The sequence below is a fragment of the Pseudomonas sp. NFACC10-1 genome (assembly GCF_900119195.1).
In the GTDB taxonomy this organism is placed as follows: Bacteria; Pseudomonadota; Gammaproteobacteria; order Pseudomonadales; family Pseudomonadaceae; genus Aquipseudomonas; species Aquipseudomonas cerasi.
The window spans coordinates 71799-91669 of the sequence record NZ_FPJB01000011.1 but is presented as its reverse complement, the minus strand read 5'-3'; the positions used below and the strand labels follow the sequence as shown (position 1 = coordinate 91669).

Here is a 19871-nt window from a genome sequence, read left to right as displayed (position 1 = left end):
TGCGCACTCACCCATTCTCGCTGCTTGATGCGTGCAGCTGCTTTCTAGCTAATTTTTTTCGAGTGCCCACAAGTCACTTTCGATGCTCTCGAAGCGCTCCTTGAGCTGCTGCTGAACATCGAAAATGGCGCGATTGTAGTAGTGCGGGGCAATCTCGCGCGTGAACAGCTCGAGGACTTCAGCCACTTCGAACGAGCCCAGGTCCAGCTCGAAGCGCTCTGCGAACAGGCGCTTGAGCTTGTCGATCGCCTGTTGCTCGTGCTCGGGCGAGAGGGTCAGAATCGGTGGCTTGCCCTTGGCTTTGCTCATGCGCTTACCAGCGACCATCCCAGGCGGCGAAGTTCTGCAGCAACTGCAGGCCGTGGGTGTGGCTCTTTTCAGGGTGGAATTGCACCGCAAAACGCGAACCGTCGGCCAGCGCAGCGGCGAAATCGAGGCCGTAGTGACCACGTCCGACCACCTGACGCTGATTGGCGGCATCGATATAGAAACTGTGCACGAAGTAGAAACGCGCCTGATCAGGAATGTCATGCCACAGCGGGTGATCCACCGCCTGAGCGACCTGGTTCCAGCCCATGTGCGGCACTTTCAGGTGCTCGCCCTCTTCGTGCAGGTCCTTGCCGAAAAACTTTACCTGGCCAGGAAACATGCCGATGCAGTCCACACCGCCGTTCTCCTCGCTGCTGTCGAGCAACGCCTGCATACCGACGCAGATCCCCAGAAACGGACGGTCCTGGCTGACTTCCCTGACCAGCGAATCAAAGCCCAGACGGCGAATCTCGGCCATGCAGTCGCGAATCGCGCCCACACCCGGAAAAACGATGCGGTCGGCTTCGCGAATCACCTTGGCGTCACTGGTAATCAGCACACGGCCTGCGCCCACATGCTCCAGCGCCTTGGCGACAGAGTGCAGGTTGCCCATACCGTAATCGATGACCGCAACTGTCTGCATCAGAGCACACCCTTGGTCGATGGCATCTGTCCGGCCATACGCTCATCCAGCTCGACCGCCATGCGCAGCGCACGACCGAAAGCCTTGAACACGGTCTCGATCTGGTGGTGAGTGTTGGTGCCACGCAGGTTGTCGATGTGCAGCGTCACGTTCGCGTGGTTAACGAAGCCCTGGAAGAACTCCTGAAACAGGTCCACGTCGAAGCCGCCTACAGTGGCGCGGGTGTACGGCACATGCATCTGCAGGCCCGGACGCCCGGAGAAATCGATGACCACGCGCGACAGCGCTTCGTCGAGCGGCACGTAGGCGTGGCCGTAACGACGAATGCCCTTCTTGTCGCCGATCGCCTGGCTGAACGCCTGGCCCACGGTGATGCCGACGTCTTCCACCGTGTGGTGGTCGTCGATTGCCAGGTCACCCTTGCATTCGATGTCCAGATCGATCAGCCCGTGCCGGGCGATCTGGTCGAGCATGTGCTCAAGAAAAGGCACGCCGATATCGAATCGGGCCTTTCCGGTACCATCCAGGTTGATCGAGGCTTTGATCTGGGTTTCCAGAGTATTGCGCTCGACGTACGCCTTACGTTCGGCCATCACCAGCTCCGCAAAATCATTGGGCGAAAAAAAGGCGAGCATTATAGGCCCAGAAGCGCCCGCCATGAAGCAAACAGACGACCAGCAGGGTATTTAACGGGCGAAGAGGCTCGCGATTGCGTTACATACCTTGTCGATATTCCCTTCATTCAAACCGGCCATGCATACCCGACCACTGCGCAGCATGTAAATGCCGTGAACATCTTTCAGTTCATCGACTTGCTGCGGGGTCAGACCGGTGTAGCTGAACATCCCGTTCTGCCTGAGGATAAAGCTGAAATCGTGGCCGGAGACCTTCTGCGCCAGCACCTCGACCAGACGCGTGCGCATGTCGATGATACGCAGACGCATGGCCTCGACTTCGCCCAGCCACTGCTCGCGCAAGTGCGGTGTGTTGAGCACTTTCGACACCAGAAACGCGCCATGTGCAGGCGGGCTGGAGTAGTTGCGGCGCACGGTCGCCTTGAGCTGGCCGAATACGTTGGCAGCGGAGGCCGCGTCTTCACAGACCACCGACAGCCCGCCTACCCGCTCGCCATACAGCGAGAAGATTTTCGAGAACGAGTTACTGACCAGCGTTGTGATACCTGCGTTGGCCATCGCCCGGATGGCATAGGCGTCTTCGTCCATGCCTTTGCCGAAACCCTGATAGGCGATATCCAGGAACGCAATGAGCTGACGATCCTTGATCACTTCGATCAGGCGGTCCCATTGCGCCACCGTCAGATCGGCACCGGTCGGGTTATGGCAGCACGGGTGCAGCAGGAGGATGCTCTGCGCCGGCAGCCCCTGCACCGTGTCGAGCATGGCCTCGAACCTCACGCCACCCGTCTGGGCATCGAAGTACGGGTACGCGTTGACCTTGAAGCCCGCCCCGCCGAACAGCGCGTTATGGTTTTCCCAGGTCGGGTCGCTGACCCAGACCTGCGAGTCCGGAAACGCATACTTGAGGAAATCGGCACCTATCTTGAGTGCCCCCGAGCCGCCCACGGTTTGAATGGTGGCCACACGGCCTGCCTGAACCAGCGGGTGATCGGCACCGAACAACAGGGTTTGCACCGCCTGCCGATACGCCGCCAGGCCTTCCATCGGCAGGTACACGGACGCTGCCTGCTCGCCTTCGGCCAGTTGCTGTTGCGCCGTTGCTACACAGGCCAATTGCGGAATGCGGCCCTGTGCGTCGTAATACAGACCGATGCTCAGATTGACCTTGTCCGCACGCGAGTCCTTGCCAAAGGTCTCCATCAGCGAAAGGATCGGATCACCGGCGTATGACTCCACGTGGGCTAGCATGCAAACAACTCCTTCAGGCAATAAAATCAGGGCTGACTAATGTAGCAGCGTATGCACCGGAACGGGCAGTGCATCGAGTACATAGGGTCAACTGAATATGACTATCGCGACGAATAAAATCCGGACGCGATGATCAAAAGCGCAGCGCACCAAAAACCCAGGCAAAAAAAAGCGCCTGCACCGAGGTGCAAGCGCTTTTCTGTTACCGGCAGGCTTTTAGTGGAACAGCACTGCGGTTTTTTGCAGGGTAATCCAGACGCCCCACGCCAGCGGGATGCCTACGGCCAGCCAGGCGGCGATGACCAGCGGCTTGCTGCCTGCGGATGCTTTCCACTCCAGCGAAGTCGTGGCGTTGGCACCCTTGTCGTGACCGATGGCTTGTTCAGCCGCCAGCTCGGCGTCGGTCATGAAATACTTGTCGGCAACCGGACGAATCAGCAGGTTGCAGATAAAGCCCAGCACCAGCAGACCCGAGAGGATGTACAAGGTGATGTCATAGGCATCGGCACGTGCAACACCGTGGGCGAGTTGGTACTCACGCAGGTAGTTGACCAATACCGGGCCGAGCACACCGGCCGCAGCCCAGGCAGTCAGCAGACGACCGTGGATCGCGCCGACCATCTGCGTACCGAACAGGTCAGCCAGATAAGCCGGAACTGTCGCAAAACCGCCACCGTACATCGACAGCACGATGCAGAACGCGGCCACGAACAGCGCGATGCTACCCATATGGCTCAGGGTCGGAACCGACGCATAAAGTAGGAAGCCCAGTGCGAAGAATACGAAGTAGGTTGCCTTGCGACCGATGAAGTCCGAGCACGAAGCCCAGAAGAAACGACCGCCGATGTTGAACAGACTCAACAGACCCGTGAAGCCGGCTGCGATCGCAGCAATGGCTTTCAGCTGGTCGGCATTGAGCTGGCTGAAGGTCAGGTCGACGCCCAGCAGTTTGCCAGCGAAGACTTCCTGCAGCAGCGGCGAAGCCATGCCCAGGATGCCGATACCGGCCGATACGTTCAGGCACAGCACCAGCCAGACCAGACGGAACTGCGGTGTCTTCCAGGCCACGCTGACGTGCACGTGACGGTTGGTGATCATCGAGTTCTTGGCCTTGGCAGCCGGAGCGGTCCAGCCCTCAGGCTTCCAGCCGGTTGGCGGAACGCGGTAGCCCAGTGCACCGCCGATCATGAAGATGAAGTAAATCACCGCCATCACCACGAAGCTCTGCCATACGCCCACGCTTTCAGCCGAAGCGAAGTGACCCATCAGAGCCGTAGCCAGCGGTGCACCCACCATCGCGCCGCCGCCAAAGCCCATGATCGCCATGCCGGTCGCCATGCCGCGCTTATCCGGGAACCACTTGATCAGGGTCGACACCGGGGAGATATAGCCCAACCCCAGACCGATACCGCCGATCACGCCCGAGCCCAGCCACATCAGCCAGATCTGGTGCGTATAAATGCCCAGTGCGGAAATCAGCAAGCCACCACACCAGCAAAGTGCCGAAACCACACCCGCCTTGCGTGGACCTGCGTGCTCCAGCCAGCCACCCCAAATGGCAGCCGAGCAACCCAGGAAGATGAAAAACACCGTGTAGATCCAGCCCAGCATGGAGATCTGCCAGTCACAGGTCGACGCGAACATCTGCGCGAAAAAACCCATGTCCGGTGTGCAAGCGACAGGTGCCGTAACACCGATAGCCTTCGACAGCGGCAACCAGAATACCGAGAAGCCGTAAGCCATACCGATACAAAGATGGATGGCCAGTGCTGCAGGTGGAACAAGCCAACGGTTGAAACCTGGCTTGGCGATAATGCGCTCTTTGGACAAGAACGCAGGTTGAACGGCTGCGCCGCCCAAGGCTGTGCTTGTGCTCATTATAATTACCCCAATGTGTGAAGCTCGCAGATGGTCCGCTGGTCCGCCACAGACTCAGTGCCGAGCGGCCATGTCTGTTTTATCGGCAGGTTATCCGGATACGTGACAAAAAGACGCACCCTAGCCAGCAAAAACGGAGACTATCACTGTCTGATGGCAAATAAGCATCTCGCTACATGCTTTTTATTATCTATTTTCACACGTTAATCCACGTGCTCTATCGAGCCATAGATGCAACCAATTAAGCATTATCGAAAAGCTGCTTTGGACTTAGTTGGGCGCACCTGTGTGGCTGTTCGGCCGGTGCCCGAAGATTCGGAAGATATATCGAGACGAGGCGACGCACATTTTTCATCTGCTCTCAGGCGTAGTGGCGCACGGTGCCAGCGTCTTGAACCGTAGACCGGACAGCAATAACGGTATCCGCAGCCCGACAGGCTCGTCAGAGCGGTATACTCGTGGGCTATTTTTGAACATCGACACAAGGACTCGCCCATGAAAGCGTTCGGCAAAATCCTGGGGCTGTTTATTCTCGGGTTGTTGCTGATCATCGTGGCTCTCGGCTTCGCCCTGACCCACCTGTTTGATCCCAACGACTACAAAGACGAGATTCGCCAGCTGGCACGCGACAAGGCCAACGTCGAGCTGACGCTCAACGGCGATATCGGCTGGAGCCTGTTTCCCTGGCTCGGCCTGGAATTGCACGACGCCCATGTCGCCACCCTGACCGCTCCCGATCAGCCGTTCGCCGATGTGCAGATGCTCGGCATGTCCGTACGCGTCCTGCCATTGCTTCGTCGCCAGGTACAGATGAGCGACATTCGCGTCGAAGGCCTGAACCTGACCCTGCATCGCGATGAAAACGGTCATGGCAACTGGGAAGACATCGGCAAGCCTGCCGTGGCAAGCACTGAAACATCTGGCGAGACAACACCTGCCCCGGCTCCGGACGCGCCCAAAACGGATCGCCCTTCCCAGCCGATCCGCCTGGATATCGACAGCCTGACCGTCAACAACGCCCGCGTGGATTACAGCGATGCCCGAAAAGGCAGGACCTTCATGGCCGAGAGCATTCAGCTGAGTACCGGGCCGATTCGTGAGGCGTCCGATATCCCGATCAAACTGACGGCCTTTCTAAGCACCAACCAGCCCGTCGTGCGCGCCAAGACCGAGCTGGTCGGCGAGCTGCGCATGGACCGCGTGCTCAAGCGTTATCAATTCGAAGACATGCGCCTGTCCGGTGAAGTCGCCGGCGAGCCGCTGCAAGGCAAGACCGTGACCTTCTCGGCGCAGGGCCAGTTGCTCGTTGACCTGGCTGCCAATATCGCTGAATGGAACAGCCTCAAAGTCTCGGCCAACCAGTTGCGTGCACTCGGCGAACTGCGCGCCCGCGATCTGGACAAAACGCCACAGATCAGCGGCGGCCTGTCCATTGCCCAGCTCGATCTGCGCGCGTTCTTCGAGAACATCGGTCAGCCGTTGCCAGCCATGTCCGAGGGCGCGCTGAGCAAGGTTGAAATGGTCACGCGCCTGGCGGGTACGCCTACCAGCCTTGCGCTGGACAACCTCAACCTGAAAGTCGACGACAGCACCTTCACGGGTCGCATCGCCGTGGACGACTTCGCCAAACAGGCGCTGCGTGTCCAGCTCAAGGGCGATACCTTCGACGCCGACCGCTATCGTCCGGCTGAGAGCGAAGAAAGCAAAGGTGCCAAGGCCGCGCGCAAATCCGAGGTTCAGTCCGGTGAAGCCGCCGCTGCTGCGGGTGATTCACCGCTGCCCGAACAACCGACCAAGGCCGCCTGGAGCACTGCCAGGCTGCTGCCGCTGGAGCGCTTGCGTACGCTGGATGTCGAGGCTGACCTGAGCTTCGGCAAACTGACCCTGAACAAACTGCCCATCGACAACGCAGCGTTCAAGACCCAGGCCAACGGTGGCCTTATCAAGGTCGATACGTTGAGTGGCGACCTGTACAACGGCAACTTCGAGGTCAAGGGCAATCTGGATGCGCGTCCGGACACGCCTGTGGCCACGGTGCAGACGCGCATTGCCAAAGTACCGGTCGAACGCATTCTGGAAAGCCAGGGCCAGACGCCGCCAGTGCGTGGCCTGCTGAACCTCGACAGCAACCTGACCGGCACAGGCAACAGCGAAAAAGCCCTGATCGACAGCCTGAACGGCACCGCCAGTTTTGCGCTCAATAACGGCGTACTGGTCAATGCCAACCTGGAGCAGCAGCTGTGCAAGGGTATTTCGATCCTCAACCGCAAGACGCTTAGCGGCGAACCGCGCGCCAAGGACACCCCTTTCCAGCAGCTCAACGGCAATCTGGTGATACGCAACGGCGTGGCCAGCAATCCGGACCTCAAGGTTCGTACGCCGGGAATGGCCGTCAACGGTAACGGCGACGTCGACCTGCGCGTACTGGGCATGAATTACCGCGTCGGCATCATCGTCGAAGGCGACAAGAGCGATATGCCGGACCCGGCCTGCGAGATCAATCCGCGCTTTGTCGGCATCGAGTGGCCGGTGCAGTGCCGCGGCCCTCTGGAACTGGGCGCCAAGGCTTGCCGTCTGGACAAGGAAGGTGTCGGCCAGATCGCTGCGAAACTGGCGGGCGACCGGATCAGCGAGAAGCTCGAGGACAAGCTGAACGACAAACTCGGTGACAAGGTCAGCCCCGAGCTCAAGGACGCCCTCAAGGGACTGTTCAAGCGCTAGGGCAACGTGAACTGCTCAGGAGCGCCCTCGCGGCGCTCCGCTGGCACGACCGTTCATATCACCACCCATATCCAGACGAGAGCCCTCCAGGCCATGCAACCCGAACAATTCTCCAGCGCCGTGCTGGACTGGTACGACCGTCATGGCCGACATGACCTGCCCTGGCAACAAGACATTACGCCTTACCGGGTCTGGGTGTCGGAAATCATGCTGCAGCAGACCCAGGTCAGCACCGTTCTGAATTACTTCGACCGCTTCATGGAGGCCCTGCCGACCGTGCAGGCGCTGGCCGACGCGCCCGAGGACGAAGTGCTGCACCTGTGGACCGGGCTGGGTTACTACACCCGCGCCCGCAACCTGCAGAAAACGGCAAAAATCGTGGTCGCCGACCATGGCGGCGAGTTTCCCCGCGATGTAGAAAAACTCATTCTGCTGCCCGGCATCGGCCTGTCCACCGCAGGCGCGATTGCCAGCCTGAGCATGGGCATTCGCGCGCCGATCCTCGATGGCAACGTCAAACGCGTGCTGGCGCGCTTCACCGCGCAAGAGGGCTACCCTGGCGAACCCAAGGTGGCCAAGCAGCTGTGGGCCACCGCTGAACGCTTCACGCCGCACCGCCGGGTCAACAACTACACCCAGGCGATGATGGACCTGGGGGCTACACTCTGCACCCGCAGCAAACCGAGCTGCCTGCTCTGCCCGCTGGAGCGCAGTTGTGAGGCGCACATGCTAGGCCTGGAAACGCGCTACCCGATCCCCAAGCCGCGCAAGACCGTGCCGCAGAAACGCACGCTCATGCCGATGCTCGCCAACGAAGACGGCGCGATCCTGCTTTATCGTCGCCCTTCCAGCGGCTTGTGGGGCGGCCTGTGGAGCCTGCCGGAACTGGATGACTTCGATGACCTTCAGCACCTGGCCACCCAACACGCGCTGCAACTGGGCGAGCACCATGAACTGCCGGGGCTGATCCACACTTTCAGCCACTTCCAGTTGAGCATCGAACCCTGGCTGGTCAAGGTCCAGGAGTCCACCGATCACGTGGCCGAGGCCGACTGGCTCTGGTATAACCTCGCCACCCCGCCACGCCTGGGCCTTGCCGCCCCGGTGAAAAAGCTGCTCAAACGCGCAGCCGACGTATTGAACGCAGGAGAGTCGTCATGACCCGCACCGTAATGTGCCGCAAATACAAAGAAGAACTGCCCGGCCTGGAACGCGCCCCGTATCCGGGCGCCAAGGGCGAGGACATCTTCAACCACGTCTCGCAGAAAGCCTGGGCCGACTGGCAGAAACACCAGACCCTGCTGATCAACGAGCGTCGCCTGAACATGATGAACGCCGAAGACCGTAAATTCCTCCAGACCGAGATGGACAAGTTTCTCTCCGGCGAAGAATACGCCCAGGCCGAAGGCTACGTTCCCCCCGAAAAATAAAGCGTTTCACGCAGTGAAGGTCGTAAGCGTCGGTAATAATTCAAATTTTTTAAAAAACACGCTTGACGACCTCCTGAAAAACACGTCTAATGCGCCCCGTTGCCCAGATAGCTCAGTCGGTAGAGCAGGGGATTGAAAATCCCCGTGTCGGCGGTTCGATTCCGTCTCTGGGCACCACCTTCCGTTTTCAGGTGATGCCAAGCACACCTGAAAGCACACAAGAAGCCCGCCTCGTGCGGGCTTTTTGTTGTCTGGTTTTTTTGAATGACAGACGTGTCTGCACCCTGCGCGCGCAGAAGAGACCAGTAGAATCAGACTACTGCACGTGTCGCCTCTTCCTGCGCCGCACGTCGGCCGCCATCCGGCTTATTCGCTTGCCCGCATTTCGCGGCGCGTGACAAGGTAGCCAAGCCTCGGCAAACCAAAACCCGCTAATTCCAAAGGCTCCAAGCGCGACGCCTCAAGCGGAAAATAATCATTATTTACGACGCAAGGACGACACCCTACTATGGTGTCACCTATAAGGATTATAGGCAGCATGAAAAACAGGCAGCCCTTGTGGAGCAAGCAGCAACTTGAGGATCTTGTTCATGTCCTGGCAAGAGACTCCTCCAAAGTCGTTTTTCGCGAGCATTGCCTGGAGCGCCTCTATGAGCGCGGCATAACCGCCACGGAGGCCCTGAGATGCCTGCGTCGAGGAGCAATCATCCGAGGGCCTACGTACAGCGAGAAGCATGGCAACTTCGAGTTCCGGATGAGCGAGCTCGCGCCGAGAGATGTTGTCTGCATGGTAGTAGCCGTCAATCCAAGTCCTGAGCCTGACGAGCTTTTCGCAATTACGGTGTGGGAGGTATGAAAATGTACAAATATAAAGGCAGTGGACTGGACGGCATCTTCTTGAAAAATGGTTATACGATCCTCGAAACGCCATACGGCGAGGGTGTGAAGATCGAAGATATCGACGGACTTCATCGAGCGATAGCTGTGGATATCATTGGCCAGAAAACGCCAATGACCGGGCGTCAGTTTCGCTTTTTGAGAAAGGAGCAGGATCTCATTCAGGAGGAGGCTGCAGCCATTTTCCGGGTCGATGTGCAGACCATTGCCAACTGGGAAAAGCGCGAATCTCAAGAAATACCGGGACCAGCTGACGTTGCCATGAGGGCTTTTTACGCGGCCTATATCCACGCCAATTTTGGTCCGATCATCTTCGAACGAAATGCACAACCCCACGAAGGAGCCGCGTTCGAATTGGACGGAACACAGTGGAAAGAGTCCGAGCTGAAAGTCGCTTGACTCACAGGGTGATTAGTCTGGCGGCATGTAAAGGTGCCGTTCAAGGTAACACTTCAGAAGATCACAACAGCCTTCTGCTACTCATACCAGCCATCCAGAGCCCTGCCACCCCATCCCATTGAACTAATTTTCCCCGCCCACCCTCGAAGCCATACATTTGCTTCCACAAGGAAAATTCCGTGCTCAAGTTAACTGCCTCCGCCCTCATCCTCGCCGCCACTCTGGGTCTGGCTGCCTGCGACAGCAAATCCGAACAGAAGGCACAGGACGCTCAGGCGCATCAGGAGAAATCCCAGGAGAAGATGGAGTCTGCTCAGGACAAAGTGAACGAAGCGGCCAAAGAGAACACCGAAGCGGCCAAGGATAAAGCCGAGTCCAAGGAAGCGGCTGCCGAAGAGTCGAAGACCTTCGTGCCGACCTCCGAAGTGACCAACACCATTCAGCCTGAAAAAAAGTAAAACAGTGAAAACTCTTCACAAAGTTTTCACAGCGGCCGCGTCATTGTAGAGCTGCTCCCAAGTGTGAATCCTTAAGCCCGCTCCCCCATCGCGGGCTTTTCTTTGTCCGGAATTTGGCGAGCAGACCCTCTGCGCGCCAGCCCCGCACTCATTGCCGCATGCTTTTGTCGACAAATCAGCTCCGCGCGTTTCTCTGGCGCCAAAAAATACTTGATTTATTTTTTCAATTGTTGCAATGCGCATTCATGCTGCAGCCTTTCGAGTCGATAGCCTCATCACAGTAGGTCCGCAAACACACCGAGGGGCACGTTATGTTCGGAAATAAGAACAAAGCTGAGCTGACGGCCATGAAGGCCCAGGTAGATGGACTCAACGGACTGACAAGCGCGCTGGAAAAGTCGATGGCGGTGGTCGAGCTGAGCCTCGATGGCAAGATCCTCCGGGCCAACGATAACTTCCTTGCGGCGATGGGCTATCGCGCCGAAGAGCTGGCAAGCAAGACGCATCGCGACTTCTGCGAACCGGAGATGCTCCGCAGCCGCGAGTATGCTGACCTCTGGGCATCCCTGAAGGCCGGGAAATTTATCTCCGGCACCTTCAAACGCGTTGGCAAGAACGGTCACAGCGTCTGGCTTGAAGCCAGCTACAACCCGGTCGTTGATGCGCAGGGCAACGTCGTCAAGGTGGTCAAGTACGCCTTGGATGTCACCGCACGCGTGATGCTGGAGAACGAAACCAACAGCAAGCTGGCAGCGGTAGACCGCGCGATGGCTATCTGCGAATTCGAGCCCAACGGCAATGTGATTACGGCCAACAACAACTTCCTGAACGTCATGGGCTATGCGCTGAACGAGATCAAGGGTAAACACCACCGAACCTTCTGCGAGCCGGCACTGGTCAACAGCCCGGAGTACGCCGAGTTCTGGCGCAAGCTGAACCACGGCGAGTTCATCGGCGACCAGTTCAAACGCATCGGCAAACAGGGTCGGGTTGTCTGGCTGGAAGCGACGTACAACCCGGTTTTTGATGTCGACGGCAAGCTCTACAAAATCGTCAAGTTCGCCAGCGACATCACCCACCGCGTTGAAAAACAGGAAGCGGACGCACACGGTGCATCGCGCGCTTACCATATCTCGGCAGAAACCGAGAAAGTGGCCGAACAGGGAACCCTGGTCATTCAGGACACGGCGCGGGAGATGCGCCAGATCTCCGAAAACATCGGTGCATCAGCGAAGCTGGTGAGTCAGCTGGGTGATCGCTCCGAGCAGATCACCGCCATCGTCAACACCATTCGCGGCATTGCCGATCAGACCAACCTGTTGGCGCTCAACGCAGCCATCGAGGCGGCTCGGGCGGGTGACCAGGGCCGCGGGTTTGCCGTGGTGGCCGACGAAGTCAGGCAACTGGCGGGACGTACCAGCGGCTCGACCACCGAGATTGCCGAAATGATTGGCAAGATCCTCGCCGAAACACGCGAAGCCGTGGCAAGCATGGGCGCGACTCAGGAAGGAGCCATTCGCGGTGTGATACTGGCAGACCAGGCCGGGCAGGTCATCGTGCAGATCCGCGATGGCGCAAGCGATGCGGTCGAAGCCGTCAGCATGTTCGCCAACCGCATGGATGAAGCCGAAGCGTTCGCAAAGCCGGGCAAACGGTGACGCGTCGGTAACACCCCGCAAATCAAAAACCCGCGCGCTGCGGGTTTTTTATCGCCCACCAATTACTGCACAAACCTTGGTTATCGGGCTCGTCTGCGCTTCAATAGCGGCCATTGCACCTCACGCCAGCCAAAGGACCGCTCATGGCCTCGCCAGACAAGCAGCAAAAACGTGCCAAGCGCGCAAAGATCAAGGCCAAGCAGAACCGCTCGGGCAAGGCTGCAACCAGCCTGGTTCATCCGGTGTTTGCCTCGGCACTGGTCAACCAGCCGTTCGATGACGTCGAACTCGACCTCAATACCTTCGACTTCAGCGACATTGTCGAGAACGGTTTTGACCCGGCTGACTACGACGACCTGTTCACGGCCATGAAGCAAGCGGAGGCCATCAGCCAGCTCGCGCTGTGCGTCGTCTTCCTGCAATACCCGGTGCTGGCACTGGTGATTTCCGAAGAGGACGAGGACCCGGCCACGGACTTTATGATGGGCCTGCTTATCGTGTACCGCGCGATGTACCACGATGAGGACGAAGACAGTGCAATCGAGTGGATCGAAAGCCCTGCCTTCCAGAAGGATTACACGCTGGCGTCCGACCTGCTGATGAAGAGAGACACCAGAGCCGCACGCTAATGCAAGCTCGTACCAATGCATGACATTGGCACGAGCATCATCCGCTAAGGGGCGCGATCAACCCAGCGCAGCAGCGCCCACGCGACCGGCCTTGCGGCGACGCGATACGATCAGGCCAGCGCCGATCACCAACAGGCTGAGTACGCCGGTGGCGATGATTTCGAGGCGATGCTCTTCCTGCAGCAGCATGATGGTCAGCACCGCGACGATGAACGCGATCACAGCCCAGGTCAGCCATGGGAACAGCCACATCTTGAAGTCGATGGCCTCGCCTGCAGCAATGCGCTTCTGGCGCATACGCAGCTGCGACACCGCGATCACCAGATACACCAGCAATGCGATGGCACCGGAGCTGGCGAGCAGGAAATCGAATACGGCCGCAGGCGCGATGTAGTTGGCGAACACGGTCAGGAAAGCCGCCGCAGTCGACATGAGCACCGCCCAGTGAGGCGTACCGCCCTTGCTGGTGCGCTTCGACACGGCAGGCGCATCGCCGCGCTTGCCCAGCGAGAACAGCATGCGCGAAGCGGTGTACAGGGCCGAGTTCAGGCAGCTGGTCACAGCAACCAATACCACCAGGTCAACAATCAGCTTGGCGTTCGGAATGCCCATTGCATCGAGCACGGTCTGATACGAACCCACCTCGGCCAGGCGCGGGTCGTTCCACGGCACCAGCGACACCACGATGAAGATCGAAACCAGATAGAACAGGAAGATCCGCCAGATCACCGAGTTGGTGGCCTTGGTGATCTGCTTGCCAGGATTCTTGGACTCGGCTGCTGCGATGGTCACGATCTCGGTGCCCATGAACGAGAACATGGTGGTCAGCATCGCTGCCAGCACTGCGCCCATACCGTTGGGCAGGAAGCCGCCGGTGTCGAACAGGTGGCTGACACCGCTGACGTTGCTGGTGGGCAGGAGGCCGAAGATCGCCGCAACACCCAGCACCACGAACGCGATGATCGCCACGACCTTGATCAGCGCGAACCAGAACTCGAATTCACCGTAGTTCTTCACGCTGAACAGGTTGGTCGCCGTCAACACCAGCGTGATGACCAGCGTGAACATCCAGATCGCGATGTTGGGGAACCAGGCGTGCAGGATGGTTGCAGCAGCGTTGGCCTCCAGTGGAATCACCAGCACCCAGAACCACCAGTACAACCAGCCGATAGTGAAACCGGCCCAGTGACCGATAGCGCGGTCGGCATAGGTTGAAAACGAACCGGTGTCAGGCGAGGCAACGGCCATTTCGGCCAGCATGCGCATCACCAGCACCACCAGCGTACCCGCAGCGGCATACGCCAGCAGCACGGCAGGGCCGGCTTCGGCAATCGCGTGGCCGGAGCCGACGAACAAACCGGCGCCAATCACGCCAGCAATCGACAGCATCGTAATGTGTCGAGGTTTCAGCCCTTGTTCGAGCTCGGAAGAGTTAGCGGTACTGCTCATAAAACCACCTGTGCAAGACGAGCGAGGCACACCGGAGCGTTACGTAAAAAGAAACCTACGGTGCCGTTCTTTATATTTGACGCAAGAATTGCGCCAAAATATTTCGAAAACGACGTCGCTTAGAGAATACGAGGCCTGTGGCTTGACCCTTGAAGCATGCAAGACGATGGCTTTTCTTAGCTGTCTGTAGGATTTGTTACCAAACGCCTCAGATTCGTCTATATGCACGCACCAAAAATGCCCCAAACCTTCTTCCAAGCGCAAACATGGTGCAGAAATCAGACCGCCGCTCAGCAAATGCTACTTCCAACACCAGGCCAAAGCTGGCAACATCGCGCCTTTTTCGCGCACGCCCCTGTTTTACAGGGCATCATGCTTGCCTTCTTGCGACCGTCCGCTGCCCGGATGAGACAACCCGTCGAGCGCCTCCACGCTGGACGCCAGACGTCGATGGTTGTCCTTTAAACGCTGTGCTAGCTTGGCGTTCGCTGGCAGCCAGCGCGCACACTTCAATGAGGACCCCACATGGCCGAGGCCACGCCCGCCCTGGAAATCCGCAACCTGCACAAGCGCTACGATCAGCTTGAGGTGCTCAAAGGCATCTCGCTGACGGCTCGCGACGGCGACGTCATATCGATCCTCGGCTCCTCCGGTTCCGGCAAGTCCACGTTGCTGCGCTGCATCAACCTGCTGGAAAACCCGCATCAGGGCCAGATTCTGGTGGCCGGCGAAGAATTGAAGCTCAAGGCCGCGCGCAACGGCGACCTGATTGCCGCCGATAACCGGCAGATCAATCGCTTGCGCAGCCAGATCGGCTTCGTGTTCCAGAATTTCAACCTGTGGCCGCACATGAGCGTGCTCGATAACATCATCGAAGCCCCGCGTCGCGTGCTCGGTCAGAGCAAGGCCGAGGCCATTGCGGTGGCTGAAGAGTTGCTGGCCAAGGTCGGTATCGCCGACAAGCGCCATGCCTACCCCGCGCAACTTTCCGGCGGACAGCAGCAACGCGCCGCCATTGCGCGTACGCTGGCCATGCAACCAAAGGTTATCCTGTTCGACGAGCCGACCTCGGCCCTCGACCCGGAGATGGTTCAGGAAGTACTCGGCGTCATCCGCGCACTGGCTGAAGAAGGCCGGACCATGCTGCTGGTGACCCACGAAATGAATTTTGCACGTCAGGTATCAAGTGAAGTGGTGTTTTTGCATCAGGGAATGGTCGAAGAACAGGGCACACCGCAGCAAGTGTTCGAAAACCCGCTGTCGGCAAGGTGCAAACAATTCATGTCGAGTCACCGCTAACGGAGCAACACCCATGCAGTCGTACAAAAAGATCTTGCTGATCGCAGCGGCCACCCTTGCCTTCAGCGGCAGTGCCTTTGCTGAAACAATGAAAATGGGCATCGAAGGTGCCTACCCGCCGTTCAACAACAAGGACGCGAGTGGCCAGGTGGTGGGCTTCGACTATGAAATCGGCCAGGCCCTGTGCGCCAGGATGAAGGTCGAGTGCGAAGCGGTGACGTCAGACTGGGACGGCATCATCCCGGCGTTGATGGCCAACAAGTTCGACTTCCTGATCTCGTCGCTGTCGATCACCGAAGAACGCAAGCAGGTGGTCGATTTCACCAACCCGTATTACTCGAACAAGCTGCAGTTCATCGCGCCGAAAACCTCCTCGATCGACGTATCGAGCACTGAAAAAGCCAAAGAAAGCCTTGCCGGCAAGTCAGTGGGTGCACAGCGCTCGACACTGGCCGCCACTTGGCTGGAAGACAAGCTCGGGATCATGGACGCCAAGCTCTATGACACTCAGGAAAACGCCTTCCTCGACCTGTCCTCCGGTCGCGTCGACGCCATGCTGGCCGACAAATACGTCAGCTTCGAGTGGCTGAAAAGCGAAGCGGGTCAGAACTTCGAGTTCAAGGGCGAGCCTGTCGTTGAAGACGACAAGATCGGCATCGCCGTGCGCAAGGGTGACGACGCCCTGCGCGAGCGCTTGAACGCGGCCCTGAAAGAAATCATCGCTGACGGCACCTACAAGAAGATCAACGACAAGTATTTCCCTTTCAGCATCCTCTGATTCACCTGACCGCGTCGCCGTCGCTTCCTGTCGAAGCGCGGCGACCGGCCCTGACAAAGCCTGCCCATGAACATTGATCTCCACGGATTCGGCCCGGCCCTTGCGGCTGGCGCGCTGATGACGGTCCAGCTTGCACTCTCGGCCCTGTGCCTGGGGCTGATACTCGGACTGCTCGGCGCCTTGGCCAAGACCTCGCCCTACAAGCCGCTGCAATGGCTGGGCAGTACCTACTCGACCCTGGTACGCGGCATTCCCGAACTGCTTTGGGTGTTGCTGATTTACTTCGGCACCGTCAACGGCATGCGCGCTCTGGGCAACCTGTTCGACATTCCTGACCTGGCCCTGAGCGCCTTTGCTGCCGGGGTCATCGCCCTGGGCATTTGCTTCGGTGCCTACGCGACCGAAGTGTTTCGCGGCGCGATTCTGGCCATCCCCAAAGGCCATCGTGAAGCCGGGCTGGCGCTGGGCATGTCACGCTCGCGCATCCTCTTCAAACTGGTCCTGCCGCAGATGTGGCGCATCGCCCTGCCCGGCCTGGGCAACCTGTTCATGATTCTGATGAAAGACACCGCGCTGGTCTCGGTGATCGGCCTGGAAGAAATCATGCGCCACGCGCAGATCGCCGTGGGCTTCACCAAGCAAGCGTTCACCTTCTATATGGTCGCAGCCTTCATGTACCTGGGCCTGACCGTGCTGGCCATGGCCGGCATGTACTTCCTTGAGAAGCGCGCCAGTCGCGGCTTTCTGAGGAGCGCGTCATGAACTGGGAAGTCATCATCAAGTGGCTGCCCCGCCTGGCACAGGGCGCAACCTTGACCCTGGAGCTGGTGGCGATTGCCGTCATCGCCGGGCTGATCCTCGCCATCCCGATGGGCATTGCCCGTGCATCGCGTCACTGGCCGGTGCGCGCCCTGCCCTACGCCTACATCTTTTTCTTCCGCGGCACGCCGCTGCTGGTGCAACTGTTTCTGGTCTATTACGGGCTGGCGCAGTTCGAGTCGGTGCGCCAGAGTGCGTTGTGGCCGTACCTGCGCGACCCGTTCTGGTGTGCCGTGGTGACCATGACCCTGCACACCGCCGCCTACATCGCCGAAATCCTGCGTGGCGCCATGCAGGCGGTGCCGCCAGGTGAAATAGAAGCGGCACGGGCGCTGGGCATGTCGAAATGGAAGGCGCTGTTCTACATCGTCCTGCCACGCGCAGCACGCATCGGCCTGCCGGCCTACAGCAACGAAGTGATCCTGATGCTCAAGGCCAGTGCGCTGGCCAGCACCGTCACCCTGCTGGAACTGACCGGCATGGCGCGCACGATCATCGCCCGCACCTACCTGCCGGTGGAAATCTTCTTCGCCGCCGGCATGTTCTACCTGGTCATGACCTTCGTGCTGGTGCAGGGCTTCCGGCTGCTGGAAAAACTATTGCGTGTAGACGCAAGCCAGGGTCGCTGATATGAAAGGTGCTGGCGTCGATCCAGTCAGCACCTTGCCACACGAGGCCGCCACCATGCCCTCTGAACCTCGCTTGCAGGATGAACACCTCAGCAGCCACTTTGGTGCGCTGGACAGCTTCCTGTTCGCGCATCAGGCCTTGTGGCGACCCAAGCCGTTCACGCACCTGACCCTGCCATGGGAAGACAAATACCCTGACCTCGCGCACTGGCTGCGGCAACGCACGCTGGAACAGGCCGAGGCCGCGCACAATCACCCGGAACACCTCGACGCGCCCTTCCCGTTCAAGCAACTGGCCGCCGAAGCCGTCGCACTGAGCCACGTCGCCGAACTGCCCGTGCATGCGCTGCAGCCGGTCGAGCCGCGCATGAGCGTCGATGTGCCGGGGCGCAAGTGGCAGCAGATCGAAGCCTTCGCCAGCCATCTGGACATGCGTGACAGCACAACTCACTGGCTGGACTGGTGCGCTGGCAAAGGCCATCTGGGGCGCCGCCTGACCGGGCACGGCCAGCGTCTGACCTGTCTGGAGCACGACCCGGCGCTGATCGAAACAGGCCTGGCCCTGAGTACGCGGCAAGGCATCGACGCCAGGCATGTGCAGCAGGATGTCATGGCCGACGACACGTGGCGCTACCTGCAACCCGAACACACGCCTGTGGCGCTGCATGCCTGCGGCGACCTGCACATTCAGTTGATGGAGCTGGCCAGCCAGACGGGCTGTCGGCACATGGCGATTGCGCCGTGCTGCTATAACCGCACCCGGCACGACCTTTATCAGGCGCTGTCCAGCGAGGGCAAGGCGTCCGGCCTGAAGCTGTCGCGAGACGAGCTGGGTCTGCCACTCAGTGAAACCGTGACAGCCGGCGCGCGCGTACGCCGTCAACGCGACATCTCGATGGCCCGTCGCCTGGGCTTCGACCTGCTGCAGCGCCGCCTGCGCGGCATCGATGACTACTTGCCCACACCGTCGCTGCCAACGTCCTGGCTGGATGCGTCCTACGCGGACTACTGCAACCATCTGGCAAAACTCAAGCATCTGCCTGCACCGGGTCAACAGGACTGGGCTGCGCTGGAGGCCGCTGGCTGGAAAAGACTGGCCGAAGTGCGCAACCTGGAACTGGTCCGCGATCTGTTTCGGCGTCCGCTGGAGATGTGGCTGGTGCTGGACAGAGCGATGTATGTGCGTGAGCAGGGTTACAGCGTGAGCGTTGGCACTTTCTGTGACAGCCGGATTACACCGCGCAACCTGCTGATTCTGGCTCGAAAATCGTGACGTAAATCGATTGAGCAGCCTGTGGATAAGTCTGTTGATGAAAATGTGGATGAGTGCGTTAAAGCTTGGCGCGCCAGTTACTGAAGCCCCTTATTTTTTTCCGCAATCCTTCCCGTAACCCGCAAAAACAATGCCTTGCGGCTCAATGCACCCGACTGCACACAATTACCCGACTGCGCAAATCTTTATCAGCAAATTGTGCATAAAGATTTGGTAAAGGCTCTGGCGCAAGCGTTTTGCGCGGCCCAATCGTGCACACGCAGACGCCTGTGCACGAGCTGTCCGGCGTAAGATTTCAGACCTCTTCGACACACTCCAGCGAGCGCTCGACCATCACCTTGGCCATTTCCAGCATGTGCATGGAAGCGAACGCCAGATCGCGTTGCGAACCGGTCAGTTCATCGCCGAGTTCGTGAGCGGTGGCCGATGCGCAGCGCAGAAAATCCAGCGCGTGCACCAGGGTGGCTTCCAGGCTGATGAAGTCGAACTTGCTGTCGTGGGGTTCCTTGGCCGGTCGGGAGATTGGCAGGTAACACTCCATGGCGCGCTTGACCACAGCCTTGTCGAAGACCGGTGCGGCGCTGGACGGTTTGTTGGGCGGATCGGGGGTTACTTTGACCATGCTTAGCTCTCTCCTCAATGGAACTGCCACTGGGTCGCGACTAAACGAGTGAGGTGGCAGCTGTGCGAAGGTTAGTCGACCGGGAGCTAAGACC

20 protein-coding genes, 1 tRNA gene and 1 pseudogene are annotated in these 19871 nt (G+C 59.3%); 15 read left to right on the top strand and 7 right to left on the bottom strand.

Features of this window, described 5'->3' with window-relative positions:
• Positions 1–48: 48 nt before the first annotated feature.
• The 5 genes from BT119_RS25155 to BT119_RS25135 all read right to left on the bottom strand — a co-directional run bounded on the left by BT119_RS25155 (position 49) and on the right by BT119_RS25135 (position 4716).
• Complete coding sequence (locus tag BT119_RS25155; RefSeq protein WP_003342219.1) at positions 49–309, bottom strand: DUF2164 domain-containing protein; 261 nt, start codon at positions 307–309, stop codon at positions 49–51.
• Between the two features lie 4 nt (positions 310–313).
• Positions 314–952 (bottom strand): imidazole glycerol phosphate synthase subunit HisH, encoded by a 639-nt coding sequence (gene hisH / locus BT119_RS25150; protein ID WP_003434704.1) that lies wholly within the window; start codon positions 950–952, stop codon positions 314–316.
• Positions 952–1545 carry an imidazoleglycerol-phosphate dehydratase HisB gene (gene hisB, locus BT119_RS25145; protein WP_002551454.1) on the bottom strand — a complete coding sequence of 198 codons (594 nt, stop codon included), beginning with the start codon at positions 1543–1545 and terminating at the stop codon, positions 952–954. Before hisB ends, hisH begins: the two co-directional genes overlap by 1 nt.
• Positions 1546–1638: 93 nt before the next feature.
• Entirely contained in the window at positions 1639–2838 is a 1200-nt protein-coding gene (locus BT119_RS25140) for an amino acid aminotransferase (protein WP_003434710.1), read from the bottom strand.
• 216 nt (positions 2839–3054) lie between these two features.
• The gene (locus tag BT119_RS25135; protein ID WP_072367100.1) at positions 3055–4716 is read right to left on the bottom strand and encodes an OFA family MFS transporter; all 1662 of its coding nucleotides are present in this window, start codon (positions 4714–4716) and stop codon (positions 3055–3057) included.
• Positions 4717–5211: 495 nt separating this feature from the next.
• On the opposite strand from BT119_RS25135, the gene BT119_RS25125 reads away from it, so the two are divergent.
• The 10 genes and pseudogenes from BT119_RS25125 (at position 5212) to BT119_RS25085 (ending at position 12908) form a co-directional block, all read left to right on the top strand.
• Positions 5212–7437: an AsmA family protein gene (locus tag BT119_RS25125; protein WP_072367099.1), complete on the top strand. Its 2226-nt coding sequence runs from the start codon at positions 5212–5214 to the stop codon at positions 7435–7437.
• 93 nt (positions 7438–7530) lie between these two features.
• The gene (mutY, locus tag BT119_RS25120) at positions 7531–8598 is read left to right on the top strand and encodes an A/G-specific adenine glycosylase (RefSeq protein WP_003372219.1); all 1068 of its coding nucleotides are present in this window, start codon (positions 7531–7533) and stop codon (positions 8596–8598) included.
• Positions 8595–8867 carry an oxidative damage protection protein gene (locus tag BT119_RS25115; RefSeq protein ID WP_002555777.1) on the top strand — a complete coding sequence of 91 codons (273 nt, stop codon included), beginning with the start codon at positions 8595–8597 and terminating at the stop codon, positions 8865–8867. Before mutY ends, BT119_RS25115 begins: the two co-directional genes overlap by 4 nt.
• A gap of 101 nt (positions 8868–8968) precedes the next feature.
• Positions 8969–9044, top strand: a tRNA-Phe gene (locus BT119_RS25110).
• Between the two features lie 361 nt (positions 9045–9405).
• Entirely contained in the window at positions 9406–9723 is a 318-nt protein-coding gene (locus BT119_RS27390) for a DUF4258 domain-containing protein (protein WP_058400059.1), read from the top strand.
• Positions 9720–10163: a helix-turn-helix domain-containing protein gene (locus BT119_RS25100; protein WP_003372222.1), complete on the top strand. Its 444-nt coding sequence runs from the start codon at positions 9720–9722 to the stop codon at positions 10161–10163. The genes BT119_RS27390 and BT119_RS25100 overlap by 4 nt, the downstream gene beginning before the upstream one ends.
• Positions 10164–10342: 179 nt before the next feature.
• A complete protein-coding gene (locus BT119_RS25095; protein ID WP_003318312.1) occupies positions 10343–10621 on the top strand; it encodes a lipoprotein in 279 nt (92 codons plus the stop codon).
• A 311-nt stretch (positions 10622–10932) separates the two neighbouring features.
• A pseudogene (locus tag BT119_RS27945) lies at positions 10933–11709 on the top strand (PAS domain-containing protein); the annotation flags it as partial.
• 63 nt (positions 11710–11772) lie between these two features.
• Positions 11773–12279, top strand: a complete 507-nt coding sequence (locus tag BT119_RS27940; protein ID WP_230081986.1) for a methyl-accepting chemotaxis protein — start codon at positions 11773–11775, stop codon at positions 12277–12279.
• A 143-nt stretch (positions 12280–12422) separates the two neighbouring features.
• Entirely contained in the window at positions 12423–12908 is a 486-nt protein-coding gene (locus BT119_RS25085) for a hypothetical protein (protein WP_003342242.1), read from the top strand.
• Positions 12909–12965: 57 nt separating this feature from the next.
• Here BT119_RS25085 and gabP read toward each other — a convergent pair whose 3' ends face one another.
• Positions 12966–14357, bottom strand: coding sequence for a GABA permease (gene gabP, locus BT119_RS25080; RefSeq protein ID WP_042931086.1), 1392 nt, complete (start codon positions 14355–14357; stop codon positions 12966–12968).
• Between the two features lie 525 nt (positions 14358–14882).
• On the opposite strand from gabP, the gene BT119_RS25070 reads away from it, so the two are divergent.
• From BT119_RS25070 to BT119_RS25050, 5 genes are all read left to right on the top strand, one after another.
• Positions 14883–15656 (top strand): ABC transporter ATP-binding protein, encoded by a 774-nt coding sequence (locus BT119_RS25070; RefSeq protein ID WP_003318317.1) that lies wholly within the window; start codon positions 14883–14885, stop codon positions 15654–15656.
• Between the two features lie 13 nt (positions 15657–15669).
• Positions 15670–16434, top strand: coding sequence for an ABC transporter substrate-binding protein (locus BT119_RS25065; protein ID WP_002555783.1), 765 nt, complete (start codon positions 15670–15672; stop codon positions 16432–16434).
• A 66-nt stretch (positions 16435–16500) separates the two neighbouring features.
• Positions 16501–17196, top strand: coding sequence for an ABC transporter permease (locus BT119_RS25060; RefSeq protein ID WP_003434735.1), 696 nt, complete (start codon positions 16501–16503; stop codon positions 17194–17196).
• A complete protein-coding gene (locus tag BT119_RS25055; protein ID WP_003372237.1) occupies positions 17193–17882 on the top strand; it encodes an ABC transporter permease in 690 nt (229 codons plus the stop codon). The genes BT119_RS25060 and BT119_RS25055 overlap by 4 nt, the downstream gene beginning before the upstream one ends.
• A gap of 1 nt (position 17883) precedes the next feature.
• Complete coding sequence (locus tag BT119_RS25050; protein WP_046720142.1) at positions 17884–19155, top strand: methyltransferase; 1272 nt, start codon at positions 17884–17886, stop codon at positions 19153–19155.
• 295 nt (positions 19156–19450) lie between these two features.
• On the opposite strand, the gene BT119_RS25045 is transcribed toward BT119_RS25050, so the two are convergent.
• Positions 19451–19777 (bottom strand): DUF6124 family protein, encoded by a 327-nt coding sequence (locus tag BT119_RS25045; protein ID WP_003434742.1) that lies wholly within the window; start codon positions 19775–19777, stop codon positions 19451–19453.
• Positions 19778–19871 lie beyond the last annotated feature (94 nt).